Below are 13,873 nucleotides of genomic sequence, written 5' to 3' on the forward strand. Positions count from 1 at the left end.
ACCTCGGGTCAGGGTTCGGATCGGATGATCCGGCGTGCCGCCTCCACCGCGGAGGCGCGGTGTGCGGCAAGAGGAGTCCCGGGTGCATTCCAGCGTGCCACCAGGGGAGCCTGGACCCACGCCTGCGCGACTCCGAACAGCAGGGGCAGGAGCTCTTCGGGGGCCCACGACGTGTCCACGAGTCCGCGTTCCTGTGCTTCCCTCAGCGCCGAAAGCTTGCTGTCTGGCGCGGACCCCGATGGCAGGTCGTACTGGACGCCCTCGAGCCGCGCCCACGTCAGCATCCGAAGGATGTCGGGATGATCGTGCGTGTGGTCGAAGGCCGCACCAACGAAAGCGGGCACATCTCCTGGATCGAGTACGACGGCCTGGTGGAACTCGGCTGCATTGACATCGAGGACGGCCTGGAAGAGCGCCGACTTGTCGGTGAAGTGCGCGTAGAGGCGTTCCTTGCTGGCGCTCGCCGCCTTCGCGATGCGATCGATCCTCGCACCCGCCAGCCCGGAGGACGCGAACTCGGTCCGGGCAGCCGAAAGGATGCGTGACCTTACGTCCGTCGTCGAGTGCATCCCTCGAGTATACCCAAACGAACTAGTTCGTTTGACTTCCGCCCGACGTGGACCATACCCTCGATCCGACACCACTTCTGAGGAGATCCATGACCACCCCACCCTCGGGTTCCGCCAACCCGTCCATTCTGGACACCGCCAAGGACAAGGCGCCCGCCAACCGATGGCTCGTACTCGCCATCGTCGCGCTCGCGCAGCTCACCGTCGTCCTCGACGGAACCATCGTGAACATCGCCCTGCCCCAGGCCCAGCTGGAGCTCGCAATGTCCGACAGCGACCGCAGCTGGGTCGTCACGCTCTACGCCCTGACCTTCGGCGCCCTCCTGCTCCTCGGTGGTCGGATCGCCGACTTCTGGGGAAGGAAGCGCTCCTTCCTCGTCGGCATGGGCGGCTTCGCCCTCGCCTCGGCCATGGGCGGCATCGCGACCTCGGGTGAACTGCTCCTGCTCGCCCGCGGACTTCAGGGTGCCTTCGCCGCACTGCTGGCTCCGGCAGCGCTCGCCATCCTCTCGGTGACGTTCCCCGGAGGCCGCGACCGGGTACGAGCCTTCGCGGTCTACGGAACGATCGCCGGTGGTGGAGCAGCGGTCGGCCTCCTGCTCGGTGGAGTCCTGACGGAGTACTTCAGCTGGCACTGGTGCCTGCTCGTGAACGTCCCCATCGCCGTGGTGGCCATTGCTGCCGGCATCCCCCTGCTCCGCGAGAGCCGGGCCGAGGGTAGCACCCGCTACGACATACCGGGTGCCGTCCTCGTGAGCCTCGGGCTCGCCTCCGTGGTCTACGGCTTCTCGCGTGCCGAGGCCGGCTGGAGCCGCCTGGACACCTTGGGCTTCCTGGCCCTCGGCGTCCTCCTGCTGGCCCTCTTCATCCTCGTGGAATCGCGTGCGGCACATCCACTGCTACCGCTGCGCATCATCACGGACCGGGCCCGGGCCGGCGCCTACCTCTCGTCGATCGCGGTGGGCGCCGCACTGCTCGGGGCACTGCTCTACCTGACGCTCTACTTCCAGATCGTCCTCGGCCTGAGCCCGCTGCACTCCGGACTCGCTTCGCTACCCATGACGGCGGCCATCATCATCTGTGCCGGCGTGGTGTCGCGCCTCCTGCCCAGGGTCGGTCCCCGCGTCCTCATGACCGTCGGTCCGTTGATCGCCGCGACCGGACTTCTGCTGCTCAGCCGCATCACCGTGGGCGGGTCCTACGTGCTCGAGGTGCTGCCCGGGCAGATCCTGCTGGGCGTGGGCCTCGCGTTCATCTTCGTCCCCCTCCAGAACGTCGCCCTCCTCGGGATCGAACCCCGGGACTCGGGAGTGGCCAGCGCCGCCGTGACGGCGACGCAGCAGATCGGCGGATCCATCGGCACCGCGGTCTTCACCGCCCTCTACGCCGTAGGTGCGGGTACCGGCACGGTGGAAGGGAGCGCCGGTGGACTGCAGCCACTCGTGGACGGCTACTCCGTCGTGTTCTTGGCCGCAGCCGTGGCCCTCGCCCTCGCCTCGCCGATCTCCTGGTTCATGATCAGGGTCGCGAGGGAGGAGTTCTCGCAGTCGGGCAAGTCCGCACACCTTGGCTAGGCCATCTGGCTCTCGCGTGGTGCCCTCGACGGGGGTGCCGACCGAAAAATCGGAGGAACGACTCCGATGCGCTCGGTCGCGGTTCGATCTTCTGGCAGTGTGTCAGTTATGACCTCCGACCCCGACGCGCGTGTTGCACTCATCATCGAAGACGACGCCGACGTGCGGCAACTTCTGGTTATGACCCTCGGCATGAACGGGTTCACCACCATCGAGGCGGAGACCGGGCGGCAGGGAGTTGCACTCGTGCGGGAACACCAGCCCGATCTCGTGACCCTGGACCTCAACCTCCCCGATATCGACGGTGTGGAGGTGTGCCGCCAGATCCGGCCGCTGACGGACGCCTACGTCATCATGATCACCGCCCGGAAGGACGAGATCGACCGCCTCATCGGCCTGGAGATCGGCGCGGACGACTTCGTGGTCAAGCCCTTCAGTCCGCGGGAGGTCGGTGCGCGGGTCAACGCGATGTTCCGTCGCCCGAGGAGTACCGTCCGCAACGTGTCCCAGCCCCTGCTCGGCGCAGACCCGGACGAGGCGTCCCCGGCGTCGGTCGTCACCGCGACCGCGGCGCCCGCGATTGCGGAGCAGGTAGAGGGTCTCCTGGTCCACGGCACCATCACCATCGACACCGAGGGCCGGATCGCCACGCTTGACGGGACCGAGCTGCCGCTGACGCGGATCGAGTTCGATCTCCTGGCCACGCTCGTCTCGGTACCGCGGCGGGTCTGGCAGCGGGAGACACTGCTCTCGCGTATTTGGGGGGACGGCTGGGTCAACGACCAGCACCTCGTCGAGGTTCATATCCGGAACCTGCGGAAGAAGCTTGGCGAGGACACGAAGGCCCCGCGCTTCATCCGCACGGTTCGCGGGGTGGGCTACCGGATGATGCCGTCAAGCCTCGACTGAACTTCTCCAGGCTCCCCGCCGGTTGCGGTGGACGGACCGGAACCGGCGGGGAAGAAAAAAGGAGCGGTGGACTCCTTACGTCCACTCTGGTCGACACCCTTCAAGGGGGCCCTGCCTGAACGCCGAAAGAAAACCGAAGAAAGGGCGAAGGCGGGTCGGGGACGTAGCCGAACCTAGGCGAGGATCTCCCGGACCATCGGGATGACCTTCGTGCCGTAGAGCTCGATGCTGTGCATCAACTTCTCATGTGGCAGCGGGCCGGCGCTGTACTTCATGTCGAAGCGGTCGATACCGAGGGTCTGCACTGTCGTCGCGATCTTCTTCGCGACGGTTTCCGGGGAACCGACGTACAGCGAGCCGGCGTCGGCCTCCTGGTCGAACTCGTCCCTTGTCGTGGGGCCCCACCCGCGCTCGCGGCCGATACGATCACGCATGATGCGATTGTCCGGCCACAGCTCCTCACGGGCCTGCTCGTCCGAATCCGCGATGTACCCCGGGGAGTGCACACCGATGGGAAGCGTGGGCCGGCCGAGCTGCGTCAGCGCCCGGTGGTACAGGTCGACGTAGGGCGCGAAGCGCGCGGGGTCACCACCGATGATGGCGAGCATGAGGGGCATCCCGTAGCGTGCCGCACGCACCACCGATTCAGGGCTTCCACCGACACCGATCCATGTCTTCAGGCGTCCGCCGTCTGTCTTCGGGTAGACCTCGTGCTGCTCCAGTCCGGGTCGCGTGCTGCCGGACCACGTCACGGGACCCTCCTTGATCAGCTCGGAGAACAGGTCGAGTTTCTCTTCGAAGAGCCGCTCGTAGTCGGAGAGCTCGTAACCGAAGAGGGGGAAGGACTCGGTGAAGGATCCGCGGCCGAGGATCACCTCGGCGCGGCCGTTCGAGGCGGCGTCGAGCGTGGCGAAGCGCTGGTAGACGCGAACCGGATCGTCGGAACTGAGCACCGTGACGGCCGAGCCGATGCGAATGCGCTTCGTCTGTCCGGCGATGGCGGCGAGGACGATCTCGGGAGCCGAAATGGAGAAGTCGTCCCGGTGGTGTTCGCCCACGCCGATGAAGTCGACGCCTACCTCGTCCGCGAGGACGGCTTCGGCGATCACGTTCCGGATGACCTGCGGATAGGAGACGGGCCGACCGTCCTCGCCGCGTGTGACGTCCCCGAAGGTGTCCAGTCCGAATTCCAGTTCGCGCGCCATGGTGCAACTCCCGTGTTTGCCGATCAGGCCCACTGCGGACCTGCAGATAGAACGGGTCGCGTCTCCGGCTTATTCCATGCATACGCATGCAAATGGACCGACGATCGAAGGGGAGACGCTACGCGATCGGCAGTGTCGGGCACGGTACGGAGGGCTTCGATCCACCCGCACCGACACCGGCACAACCCCACCAGGACCGGGTGAATCAGTGCGACGACACCTCGGCCGGCATGCGGGTCTCGGCCTTCGTGATGAACGCGATGATGTGGCGCGCGACGACGGCGGCCGAACTGTGGTGGACGGCATGCGGAGCTCCTTCGACGACGACGAGCGTGCCGTCGCGTGACGAATCCGCAAGGCTCCGCGACCAACGGTCTCCTGCGACCAGGTCGCGGGACCCGCGCAGCACGAGAACCGGTTGGGTTGCGAGGGGTAGGCGTTCCTCCAGGGGATAGCTCATGGCAACCGCCAGTTCCGCGAAGTACCAGCGGGGCCCGCACCGCAGGACATCGAGGAACTGCACCGTGTTCAGCAGTGGTTTCTCGAGGATCGAGTTCAACCCCAGCGTGAGCGCCTGCTCGGGCACGGTTCGTCGTCGAACGTCGACGGCCGCTCCGATGAGGACGAGCCGGGATGCGAGGTCCGGCCGCTGGACAGCAAGTTCCGTTGCCGTCTGGACACCCATGGAATGGCCGACGACGATGCTCGAGGAGACGCCCAGATGGTCGAGCAGAGTAGCGAGGAGCTCGGCACTTGCGGGGTTGGTGACCCTGTGGGCGGGTCGACCGGTCCAACCGTAACCGGGCAGGTCGATCACGAGGACCGTCCCATAACGGGAAAGCTGCCGCCCTAATCGAAGGAAGTAGCGGTGGGACATGCCGATCCCATGGACCAGCACGAACACCGGGATCCGGTCCGTCGACGGGCGACCTCCACCCCGGGCTTCGTGGTCCCTGATCCGGTCATTCATGACGTACGCGCGGCACTCGCGGTCACCGACGGTGATGCTCCGCCAGTCCGAGGGTGATCCCGAGCGTGGGAGACGCGGTGTCGTCGTCGATCCTTCGGCAGAGACCGTCGACGTCGATGAGGAAGCGGCGAGGGTGCGGCGGGAGGGATGCTCCTCGTGGTCCGCCCGGGCATGTCCGTCGACGCCGGCGGTGACGGATGGGCGGACCGGGAGGCTGCCGACCAGGTGCAGGATGGCGTCAGTGACGTCGCGGGCGCCGGCGCGGTGCGCGGCGTGGGGTTGGCCTCGCACCTCTACCACACTCCCGTCCCGGGCCGCCCCGGCCAGCTTGCGGCACCATGTCCGGGTGGCGATCGGATCCAGCGAGCCGCGCAGGATCAGCACCGGCCGGGTGACCTGGGTTATCCGTTCATCCAGTCGATACCCCAGCATCACGGGCAACTCCTGCAGGTACCAGCGGATACCGCACCGCAGGTAGGCCCCGCCGACCAGGAGGTTCGTGACCGGCCGTTCCAGCAGGGTGTCCAGTGCCAGGACGCCGGCGTTCCGGGCAGCGGACGGATGGGACGTATCCGTGACCGGGCCTATGAGCACCACGGCCGAGACGAGCTCGGGATGCTGGATCGCGAGTTCGGTGACGAACTGGGCGCCCATCGAGTGCCCGATCACGACGCACGAGGAGAGCCGTGCGTCCTCCAGCGCCCCTGCGATGACAGCCGCGTAGTCCGCGACGCCGAGTTGCCTGGCCGGTGTGGGGGTTCCCCCGAATCCGGGCAGGTCAAGGACGATGGTGTCGCCATAGGGGAGCAGCTCTGCCTGCAGGCGGGCGAAGTAGCGGTGCGACATCCCGATGCCGTGCACCAGGACGAAGACCTGTCGTTGTCCACCGTCGGTCGCCCTGCGTGAGGAATGCAGGCGATACGACACGTCGAGGTGATCTCCGCTGCCTGGACGAAGAGTCGTCCGGACAGTGGTCGAGGCGCGATAGGACACGGGCACGGGTTCTGCGCTCGTCGGATCGTCGGCAGGCTGGTTGGTGCGTCGCTGAAGGAGGAAAGGCAGGAACCCGCTCAGACGTATGGAAGCCATGGGTGCAGGTCACTCTCGAGTGGGGAAGCGAAGCGGACGGTGTCGGTATGTCTAGCGTCGGCGGTATTGGTTGATGATGGGGCAGTCGAAGGGGTCGCGTGCGGCGAGTCCGACGCGGTTGAGGTAGGTGATGACGGCGCTGTAGGAGGCTTTGACGCCGACTTCGGTGTAGGGGACGCGGAGGCGTTCGCAGTGTTCGCGGACGATGATCGCGGCCCGGCGTAGGTGTGGGCGGGGCATGTCGGGGAAGAGGTGGTGTTCGATCTGGAAGTTCAGGCCGCCGAAGGCGTTGTTGATGAACGTGCCGCCGCGGATGTTGCGGGAGGTGAGGACCTGTTTCTGGAAGAAGTCCAGGGTGCTGTCCTTGGGGATCAGGGGCATGCCTTTGTGGTTGGGGGCGAAGCTGGCGCCCATGTATACCCCGAACACGGCCAGCTGCACGCCGAGGAACGCGAACGCCAGGCCGACGGGCAGGAACCAGAACAGGATGCCCAAATAGGCGCCGAAGCGTGCGCCCAGGAGGGCGAGTTCGATCCAGCGTCCTTTGATGGTGCGGCGGGCGAAGAGGGTGCTGATGGAGCGGGCGTGGAGGTTGATGCCTTCGAGGGTGAGCAGGGGGAAGAAGAGGTAGCCCTGGCGGCGGGTGATCCAGGCGTGGAGGCCGCGGGCTTTGGCGGCGTCTTCTTCGAGGAAGCTGATGGTGTCGAGTTCGATGTCGGGGTCTTTGCCGCGGGTGTTGGGGTCGTTGTGGTGGCGGGTGTGTTTGTCCATCCACCAGGCGTAGCTGATGCCGACGATGCCGGCGGCGAGGACGCGTCCGGACCAGTCGTTGGCGGTGCGGGTGTGGAAGATCTGGCGGTGGGAGGCTTCGTGGGCGAGGAACGCGACCTGGGTGAGGGCGATGCCGAGGACGGCTGCGACGAGGAGTTGGTACCAGGTGTCGCCCAGGAGGGCGAAGCCGGTCCACGCCGCGCCCATGGTCAGGGCCAGGAGGGCGAACACGCCGATGTAGAAGCGCCGGCGCCGGTTCAGGAGGCCTTCCTTGCGGACCTGCTTCAGCAGCACCGAGTAGGAGGCGACGACGTCGTTCGGCCTGGAAATACGGACGGTACGCGCAGCTGCGGGGGAGTCCGGGCTGGCGGGCAGTGCACCAGTGGTCGCGGTGTCGGTCATGATCGTCCTTCGTGGGGGAGGGAACGATCACGCCGGCCGGTGCACGGCGGAATGTCCCCTTCAGGTCCTGAAACGGCTGATGGCCAGTGAGGCCCAGGCGTCATTGAGGTTGGTACTTCGTTGTGGGGGCGTTCCCCGATGGGTGTTCAGCCGATGATGGACAGGACCCGGGGCACGCTGTCGATCGTGATATCCGTCTTCGCTTCCACGGATTTCACTTCGCCGTCGATCTGGTAAGGCATGGGTTTGACCGTCGAGAACCGGTACTGCGCGTAGCTCGGCTGGTCACCCAGTCCCTTGGTCGTGGCGCGCAGGGCTGTGAGCAGGACCCGCCACTTGGCCATATGGGGGAACGTGATGACCTCGAACTTCCCGTCCGCGGGGTGGTCCCCGGCCTCGCTCAGGGTCGCGTACTTCGCCATCTGTGAGATGTTCGCGAACACCAGGCTGTCGAAGGTGCGGTGCTTTCCGTCGCTCTGGCGGATCTCGAAGGGTTTGAACTTCCGGAAGGTTCGCGCGACGGAGAACATCTCCTTGATCGCACCCTTGCTGCCCTTTTCGAGATCGATCGCCATGACCGGCGTCAGGCCGAAGCCGATGTAGGAGTGCGCATAGACCGCCGTCGCATCCGGTTGGCCCATGCTGATGCGCAGCAGGTCGATCCGGCGTACGTGGCCCTCGGTGATGGCTTCGGCCAGGGGTTTGCGCCCGACGACGCGGCTGTGGTCATTGGCATTGCCTGCAGCAAGGACCGCACACACGGCGTCCTCGCTGCCGCTGTCCATGACGCCGTTGACGACCTCGTTGTACCCACCATCCCCACTGACGGAGACGATCAGCGCATTGCCGGCGGATGCCGCCTCGCGAGCCAGATCCACCGCATGCCCGGCATGCTCCGTGGGCCGCAGCGTTACATCCGTGGCCGGAAGTGCTGCTGTCAGCTCATGGTGGAGCTCCTCAGCAAGCTTCGGGGCGTCCCCGGTGCTGTTCGGATTGAAGATGATCCTGATCGTGTCGAACCTACGCGGCGAATCCATCGCCCAACCTCTCCTGATCATTGCCCTTGGCAATGGAACGGCAACACCTGCCTCCTCGTATAGTAAGCGCCCTTTGCAGTATTGCCTGCATGGCCGAGCCGTACCATGGGAGACGTTGACGTCCGGAGCCTCGCCGGTCGTGCTCGTGCCGGTTCCTGGAGACTCAGCGTCGGAGGATCACCTTCGACGTCTCCCCGTCGATCGGCGCCGAGGTGTGCTCGTGCACGATGAGCCATCCGTCTCCCCGGCGCTGCAGGACCCAGGTCAACCGGTTCTGCATGGATCCCACCTCGTTTCCGGCAGCATCGAGCTCCCTGTAGGTGATGATGGCGTGCACGCTCGCGAGGTCGTCGGCCATGGAGGAGCGGACGTCGTCGAAGCCGACGCCGACCTTCTGCTCCCCGAGCGAGCCGAACCACTCTCCGATCGCGCCCCGCCAGGATTCCTTGCCCTCGTAGGTCCACTCGGACCACAGGTCGAAAACCCGGACGTCGTCGTCGTACAGGGCCAGGAGGGCCTCGGCGTCCTGGTCGAGGACGGCTGCGGTGTAGGCCGCGAGGACGTGGTCGAAGCTGGTCTGCCCGGTCATGATGCTCCCTTTGATCGTTGTGCCGGATGATGGCCGATGCCTATGGGACGAGGCGCGGAGCCGGGAATCATCGCTGGGCTCGACCCCGGTCGCGGCGCGTGATGCGCTGGGCGACCCGCACCATCATCGGGGTCAGGACGGTGCCGACCGTGATCGCGATCAGCGTGTTCGGGATGTAGGCGCTCCAGAAGGACCCGGTGATGCCCACGTTGTAGGCGGTGAGCACGAACGAGAGGGGAGTCGAGATGAGGACGGACGTCACGAAAGACTCCAGGAGTGTTCCGAGGAAGGCGCGCATGGCCCCCATCCTTGCAGTCCGGGACCGCGCCTTGCCTACTGCGTGCTTTCTTTTTGCAGTCCAGGACCGCGCCTTGCCTACTGCGTGCTTCTTTGTCGTGTCTCGGCTGCCCGGTCCGCCCTGTCGATGCTCGCAGGGTCCGCCAGGTCCACGCCGGCACGCAACGCGGCCTTCCATGCGGCAGGGCTCTTCAGATCCGGCAGTGCGAACTCCTTCGGGGTGATCCGGGCGTCCTGGGCTGCATGCTCCGCCTGCTGCTCGGCGAGGGCCGGCGCCGCGTCCTCGGCGGACCTCAGCGTTTCCTGCGTGACGCTGACCCGGCTCCCGGTCAGGGAAGCACCGATCAGCGGAACATACCCCGAGGCATGTCCTGCCCGGTTCGGGTGGTAGGAATCGGCGACGGGCCGCGAAAGGCCATTCAGCCATTCGACGTCGTCGCACACGGCGTGGCCGGCGAAGGCCGTCGTCGGAGTCCGGAACGTGAATCCCGCAGTGGCGGCAGCGGCCGCAGCCGTCCGGTTGAGGAGGTCGGCCGTCGCGTTCAGCCGGGCCTCCTCCCCGGGCGAGAACCACGTGCCCGCGTTGCAGTCCTCCCCGTTGAAGATCCGGGGGTAGCCCGCGACCGTCACGGACGCCAGCGGTGCGCGCGTCCTGATCTGCGCGTACAGCGACGCGAGGGTTCCCGGCAGCTGGGCCGATATGACGGCCTGGGCGCGATCGATCGCCGCGTTGCAATCGCTCATCCACGCCGGCTTCGCGCACTCGGTCAGCACCGCGACGAACGATGCGTCGTTTCCGCCGACGCTCAGGGAGACATACGACGTCGTCGGTGTCAGCGCCTCGAGCTGGGTCGCGACGACGTCGGCGGTGGTGGCGCCCGAGCACGCGCGCAGGTTCAGCGCGTACCCCTTCGCGCTCGCGATCAGCGACGGGTAGGCGTAGGCGGATCGCTGGCAGCTCGTCCCGTCGGCCAGGTAGGCCCGCGTCCCTGTGCCCGAGGAGTAGGAATCGCCGAGGGCTACATAGGAGGCGCCCGCAGCGGTGGCCGGCGGAGCAGGAAGCACGACGGCGGCCAGCAGGACCAGGGCCGCGACGACCGGACGGTAACGCAACATCGACATCGGGCTCCAGGTGCTCGGTGGGTACACGCCTACGCTAGCGCCGCGACGGTGCGGGGCGCAGAGCGGCACGCCCCCTTTCGGTACGAACCCCCCGGCAGATCGCGGCCCGCTCTTTGCCTCTCCTCCGCGCCGCGCGGTAAGCTGTGGGACGGCTCACGCCGTTGAACCCCCAACTGAATACGCCCTTGATCTGCAGCGGGAGAGTTTGCCGTTGACTCACACACCGGCAGGCGCCGTAGGAGCAAATCCTCCCCAGGAATCTCTCAGGCCCAGTACCGCTGCGGCTAGGCAACTCTGGAAAGCAGCCCCGAGACTTCTCCGGCGCTCACCGACGGTGCAAGCAGGCGACGAGCCCTGCGGAAACTCTCAGGTTCCCTACAGAGCGGGGAGGAACCCGACCAGGCACGCGCGCGCCCGCGCCCCCTTCTGACGTACGGAGTTCCCATGACCGCCTCACCCGACACGGCATCCGGCACAGTACCCGCCCCCGCATCGACATTCGCCGACCGCCACATCGGCCCGCGGTCATCGGATGCAGGGCACATGCTGGAGGTCCTCGGCTACCCGAGCCTCGACAAGCTCGTGGACATGGCCATCCCCGCCGGCATCCGCCTGGACCGCGCGCTCAACCTGCCCGGAGCCCTCAGCGAGACCGAGGTCCTGGCGCAGCTCCGCCGGATCGCCGGCCGTAACCGGACCGCCGTGCAGATGATCGGCCAGGGCTACTTCGACACCGTCACACCGCCGGTCATCCGTCGCAACGTCCTGGAGTCGCCCGCCTGGTACACGGCCTACACCCCCTACCAGCCGGAGATCTCCCAGGGCCGCCTCGAGGCCCTCCTGAACTTCCAGACGATGGTGCAGGACCTCACTGCCCTCGATATCGCCAACGCCTCACTGCTCGACGAGGCTTCCGCCGTCGCCGAGGCCGTCCTCCTCATGCGCCGGTCCGGCAAGAACAAGGGCCGCACCGTCATCGACGCCGACGCGCTTCCGCAGACCGTCGCCGTCGTTCGTGGCCGCGCCGAGGCCCTCGGCTTCGACGTCGAGGTCGCGGACCTCTCTGCGGGCCTGCCCGACGGCGACATCAACGGTGTCGTCCTGCAGCAGCCCGGCGCGTCGGGAGTGTTGCGCGACCACGCCTCCGTCATCAGCGCCGCCAAGGAGCGCGGCGCCCTCGTCACGGTCGCAGCCGATCTCCTGGCCCTGACGCTGATCACCGCGCCGGGCGAGCAGGGCGCGGACATCGCCGTCGGCTCCGCCCAGCGCTTCGGCGTGCCCCTCTTCTTCGGTGGTCCGCACGCCGCCTACATGGCCGTGCGCAAGGGACTCGAGCGCATGCTCCCCGGCCGCCTCGTCGGGGTCTCGAAAGACGCCGACGGTGCCCCCGCCTACCGCCTCGCCCTGCAGACCCGCGAGCAGCACATCCGCCGCGAGAAGGCCACGAGCAATATCTGCACCGCACAGGCGCTGCTGGCCATCGTCGCCTCGATGTACGGCGTCTACCACGGGCCGGAGGGGCTGAAGGCGATCGCCCGCACCACCCACCAGCGCGCCGTCGAGCTCGCCGCCGCCCTCGAGGGCTCGAAGGCCACCGTTGTGCACGGCGCGTTCTTCGACACCCTCCTGGTCCGCGTGCCCGGCAGGGCGGCGGACTACGCCGACGCCGCCGAGGCCGCCGGCTACAACCTCCGCCGCATCGACGCCGACCACCTCGGCATCTCCTGCGACGAGACGACGACGCCGGACCACGTCGCGGCCGTCGCCGCCGTGTTCGGAGGCACGGTCGACGGCTCAGCCTCCCCCGGCGGGCACATCCCGGAGCAACTGCGCCGCACCTCCGGATTCATGACCCACCCCGTCTTCTCGCTGCACCGCTCCGAGACCGCGATGCTCCGCTACCTTCGCAGGCTCTCCGACAGGGACCTCGCCCTGGACCGCACCATGATCCCGCTCGGCTCGTGCACCATGAAGCTCAACGCCACCGTCGAGATGGAATCCATCTCCTGGCCCGAGTTCGCCTCGATCCATCCCTACGCGCCGGAGAGCCAGACCGAGGGCTGGCGCGAGCTGATCACCGACCTCGAGGAACGGCTGGCGGAGATCACCGGTTACGACCGCGTGTCCCTGCAGCCCAACGCCGGGTCCCAGGGTGAGCTAGCGGGCCTCCTCGCCATCCGCGGATACCACCGCTCGCGCGGTGACGAGAACCGCACCGTCTGCCTCATCCCGTCCTCTGCGCACGGCACCAATGCGGCTTCGGCCGTGCTCGCCGGCATGAAGGTCGTGGTGGTCGGCACGGCAGCCAACGGCAACATCGACCATGACGACCTGCTTGCCAAGATCGAGCAGCACGCCGGGAATCTCTCGGCGATCATGATCACCTACCCTTCCACCCATGGCGTGTTCGAGGAGGACGTGCGCTGGGTCTGTGAGAAGGTCCACGAGGCGGGCGGGCAGGTCTACATCGATGGCGCCAACCTCAACGCCCTCGTGGGTCTCGCCCAGCCCGGCGAGTTCGGTGGCGACGTCTCGCACCTGAACCTGCACAAGACGTTCTGCATCCCGCACGGTGGCGGCGGACCCGGTGTCGGCCCGGTCGCCGTCGCCGCGCACCTGGCGCCGTTCCTGCCGGGCGACGCGAATCGCGACGTCGCCACGGACGGCGGACCCGAGGCCGAGGGCGGTACACCCGTCTCCGGGTCGATGTACGGCTCGGCCGGCGTCCTGCCGATCTCCTGGGCGTACATCGCGCTCATGGGATCCGAGGGACTCACGAGCGCGACGGCGCATGCCCTGCTCGCCGCCAATTACGTGGCCGCGCGCCTGACCGAGCATTTCCCGGTGCTCTACACGGGAGTGCAGGGGCTGGTAGCCCACGAGTGCATCCTCGACCTGCGCCCTCTGACCGCGGCCACGGGCGTCACGGCCGAGGACGTGGCCAAGCGCCTCATCGACTACGGCTTCCATGCGCCCACGCTGTCCTTCCCCGTCGCGGGAACCCTCATGGTGGAGCCCACGGAGTCGGAGGACCTCGCGGAGCTGGACCGTTTCGTCACCGCGATGATCGCGATCAAGGGTGAGATCGACCGCGTGGCCGCGGGCGACTTCACCATTGAGGAGAGCCCGCTGCGGCAGGCCCCGCACACCGCGCAACTCCTCGTTGGTGACGAGTGGACGCAGGCCTACCCGCGCGAGTTGGCCGCCTACCCGCTGCGCTCGCTCCGCCACGACAAGTATTTCCCTCCGGTGCGCAGGATCGACGGCGCCCACGGCGACCGTAACCTCGTCTGCTCCTGCCCGCCCATCGAAGCCTTCGAAGACTAGGATCACGCCCTT

Annotated in this window: 11 protein-coding genes and 1 riboswitch; of the genes, 3 read left to right on the top strand and 8 right to left on the bottom strand. The window is 67.4% G+C overall.

The genetic code is table 11. The features are described from left to right. Positions 1–8 precede the first annotated feature (8 nt). Positions 9–569: a TetR family transcriptional regulator gene (locus RCH21_RS08720; protein ID WP_326964025.1), complete on the bottom strand. Its 561-nt coding sequence runs from the start codon at positions 567–569 to the stop codon at positions 9–11. Positions 570–658: 89 nt separating this feature from the next. Between RCH21_RS08720 and RCH21_RS08725 the strand changes: the two genes are divergently transcribed. Then, complete coding sequence (locus RCH21_RS08725) at positions 659–2,143, top strand: MFS transporter (RefSeq protein WP_326964026.1); 1,485 nt, start codon at positions 659–661, stop codon at positions 2,141–2,143. Positions 2,144–2,251: 108 nt separating this feature from the next. Continuing rightward, the gene (locus RCH21_RS08730) at positions 2,252–3,052 is read left to right on the top strand and encodes a response regulator transcription factor (RefSeq protein WP_326964027.1); all 801 of its coding nucleotides are present in this window, start codon (positions 2,252–2,254) and stop codon (positions 3,050–3,052) included. Between the two features lie 173 nt (positions 3,053–3,225). On the opposite strand, the gene RCH21_RS08735 is transcribed toward RCH21_RS08730, so the two are convergent. From RCH21_RS08735 to RCH21_RS08765, 7 genes are all read right to left on the bottom strand, one after another. Then, positions 3,226–4,257, bottom strand: a complete 1,032-nt coding sequence (locus RCH21_RS08735) for an LLM class flavin-dependent oxidoreductase (protein WP_326964028.1) — start codon at positions 4,255–4,257, stop codon at positions 3,226–3,228. Positions 4,258–4,462: 205 nt separating this feature from the next. Then, on the bottom strand, positions 4,463–6,316 hold the full coding sequence (locus RCH21_RS08740; protein WP_326964029.1) for an alpha/beta fold hydrolase: 1,854 nt from the start codon (positions 6,314–6,316) through the stop codon (positions 4,463–4,465). A gap of 51 nt (positions 6,317–6,367) precedes the next feature. Beyond that, the gene (locus RCH21_RS08745; RefSeq protein WP_326964030.1) at positions 6,368–7,489 is read right to left on the bottom strand and encodes a fatty acid desaturase family protein; all 1,122 of its coding nucleotides are present in this window, start codon (positions 7,487–7,489) and stop codon (positions 6,368–6,370) included. Between the two features lie 146 nt (positions 7,490–7,635). Continuing rightward, on the bottom strand, positions 7,636–8,526 hold the full coding sequence (locus tag RCH21_RS08750; RefSeq protein WP_326964031.1) for a diacylglycerol/lipid kinase family protein: 891 nt from the start codon (positions 8,524–8,526) through the stop codon (positions 7,636–7,638). A gap of 163 nt (positions 8,527–8,689) precedes the next feature. Next, the gene (locus RCH21_RS08755) at positions 8,690–9,115 is read right to left on the bottom strand and encodes a YybH family protein (protein WP_326964032.1); all 426 of its coding nucleotides are present in this window, start codon (positions 9,113–9,115) and stop codon (positions 8,690–8,692) included. A gap of 67 nt (positions 9,116–9,182) precedes the next feature. Continuing rightward, positions 9,183–9,413 (bottom strand): DUF2798 domain-containing protein, encoded by a 231-nt coding sequence (locus RCH21_RS08760; protein ID WP_326964033.1) that lies wholly within the window; start codon positions 9,411–9,413, stop codon positions 9,183–9,185. Positions 9,414–9,490: 77 nt separating this feature from the next. Next, positions 9,491–10,534 carry an SGNH/GDSL hydrolase family protein gene (locus RCH21_RS08765; RefSeq protein ID WP_326964034.1) on the bottom strand — a complete coding sequence of 348 codons (1,044 nt, stop codon included), beginning with the start codon at positions 10,532–10,534 and terminating at the stop codon, positions 9,491–9,493. A gap of 186 nt (positions 10,535–10,720) precedes the next feature. Continuing rightward, positions 10,721–10,822: riboswitch (glycine riboswitch) on the top strand. Positions 10,823–10,978: 156 nt separating this feature from the next. Between RCH21_RS08765 and gcvP the strand changes: the two genes are divergently transcribed. Beyond that, complete coding sequence (gcvP, locus tag RCH21_RS08770) at positions 10,979–13,861, top strand: aminomethyl-transferring glycine dehydrogenase (RefSeq protein ID WP_326964035.1); 2,883 nt, start codon at positions 10,979–10,981, stop codon at positions 13,859–13,861. The last annotated feature ends 12 nt before the right edge of the window (positions 13,862–13,873 follow it).

Origin of the sequence: Arthrobacter sp. PL16 (assembly GCF_035985055.1) — a bacterium.
Lineage (GTDB): Bacteria > Actinomycetota > Actinomycetes > Actinomycetales > Micrococcaceae > Arthrobacter_D > Arthrobacter_D cheniae.

Coding starts and splice junctions, on each gene's coding strand:
- RCH21_RS08740 (WP_326964029.1), bottom strand. CDS start 6,316: ATGGCTTCCATACGTCTGAGCGGGTTCCTGCCTTTCCTCCTTCAGCGA.
- RCH21_RS08750 (WP_326964031.1), bottom strand. CDS start 8,526: ATGGATTCGCCGCGTAGGTTCGACACGATCAGGATCATCTTCAATCCG.
- gcvP (WP_326964035.1), top strand. CDS start 10,979: ATGACCGCCTCACCCGACACGGCATCCGGCACAGTACCCGCCCCCGCA.
- RCH21_RS08745 (WP_326964030.1), bottom strand. CDS start 7,489: ATGACCGACACCGCGACCACTGGTGCACTGCCCGCCAGCCCGGACTCC.
- RCH21_RS08730 (WP_326964027.1), top strand. CDS start 2,252: ATGACCTCCGACCCCGACGCGCGTGTTGCACTCATCATCGAAGACGAC.
- RCH21_RS08755 (WP_326964032.1), bottom strand. CDS start 9,115: ATGACCGGGCAGACCAGCTTCGACCACGTCCTCGCGGCCTACACCGCA.
- RCH21_RS08760 (WP_326964033.1), bottom strand. CDS start 9,413: ATGCGCGCCTTCCTCGGAACACTCCTGGAGTCTTTCGTGACGTCCGTC.
- RCH21_RS08725 (WP_326964026.1), top strand. CDS start 659: ATGACCACCCCACCCTCGGGTTCCGCCAACCCGTCCATTCTGGACACC.
- RCH21_RS08720 (WP_326964025.1), bottom strand. CDS start 569: ATGCACTCGACGACGGACGTAAGGTCACGCATCCTTTCGGCTGCCCGG.
- RCH21_RS08735 (WP_326964028.1), bottom strand. CDS start 4,257: ATGGCGCGCGAACTGGAATTCGGACTGGACACCTTCGGGGACGTCACA.
- RCH21_RS08765 (WP_326964034.1), bottom strand. CDS start 10,534: ATGTCGATGTTGCGTTACCGTCCGGTCGTCGCGGCCCTGGTCCTGCTG.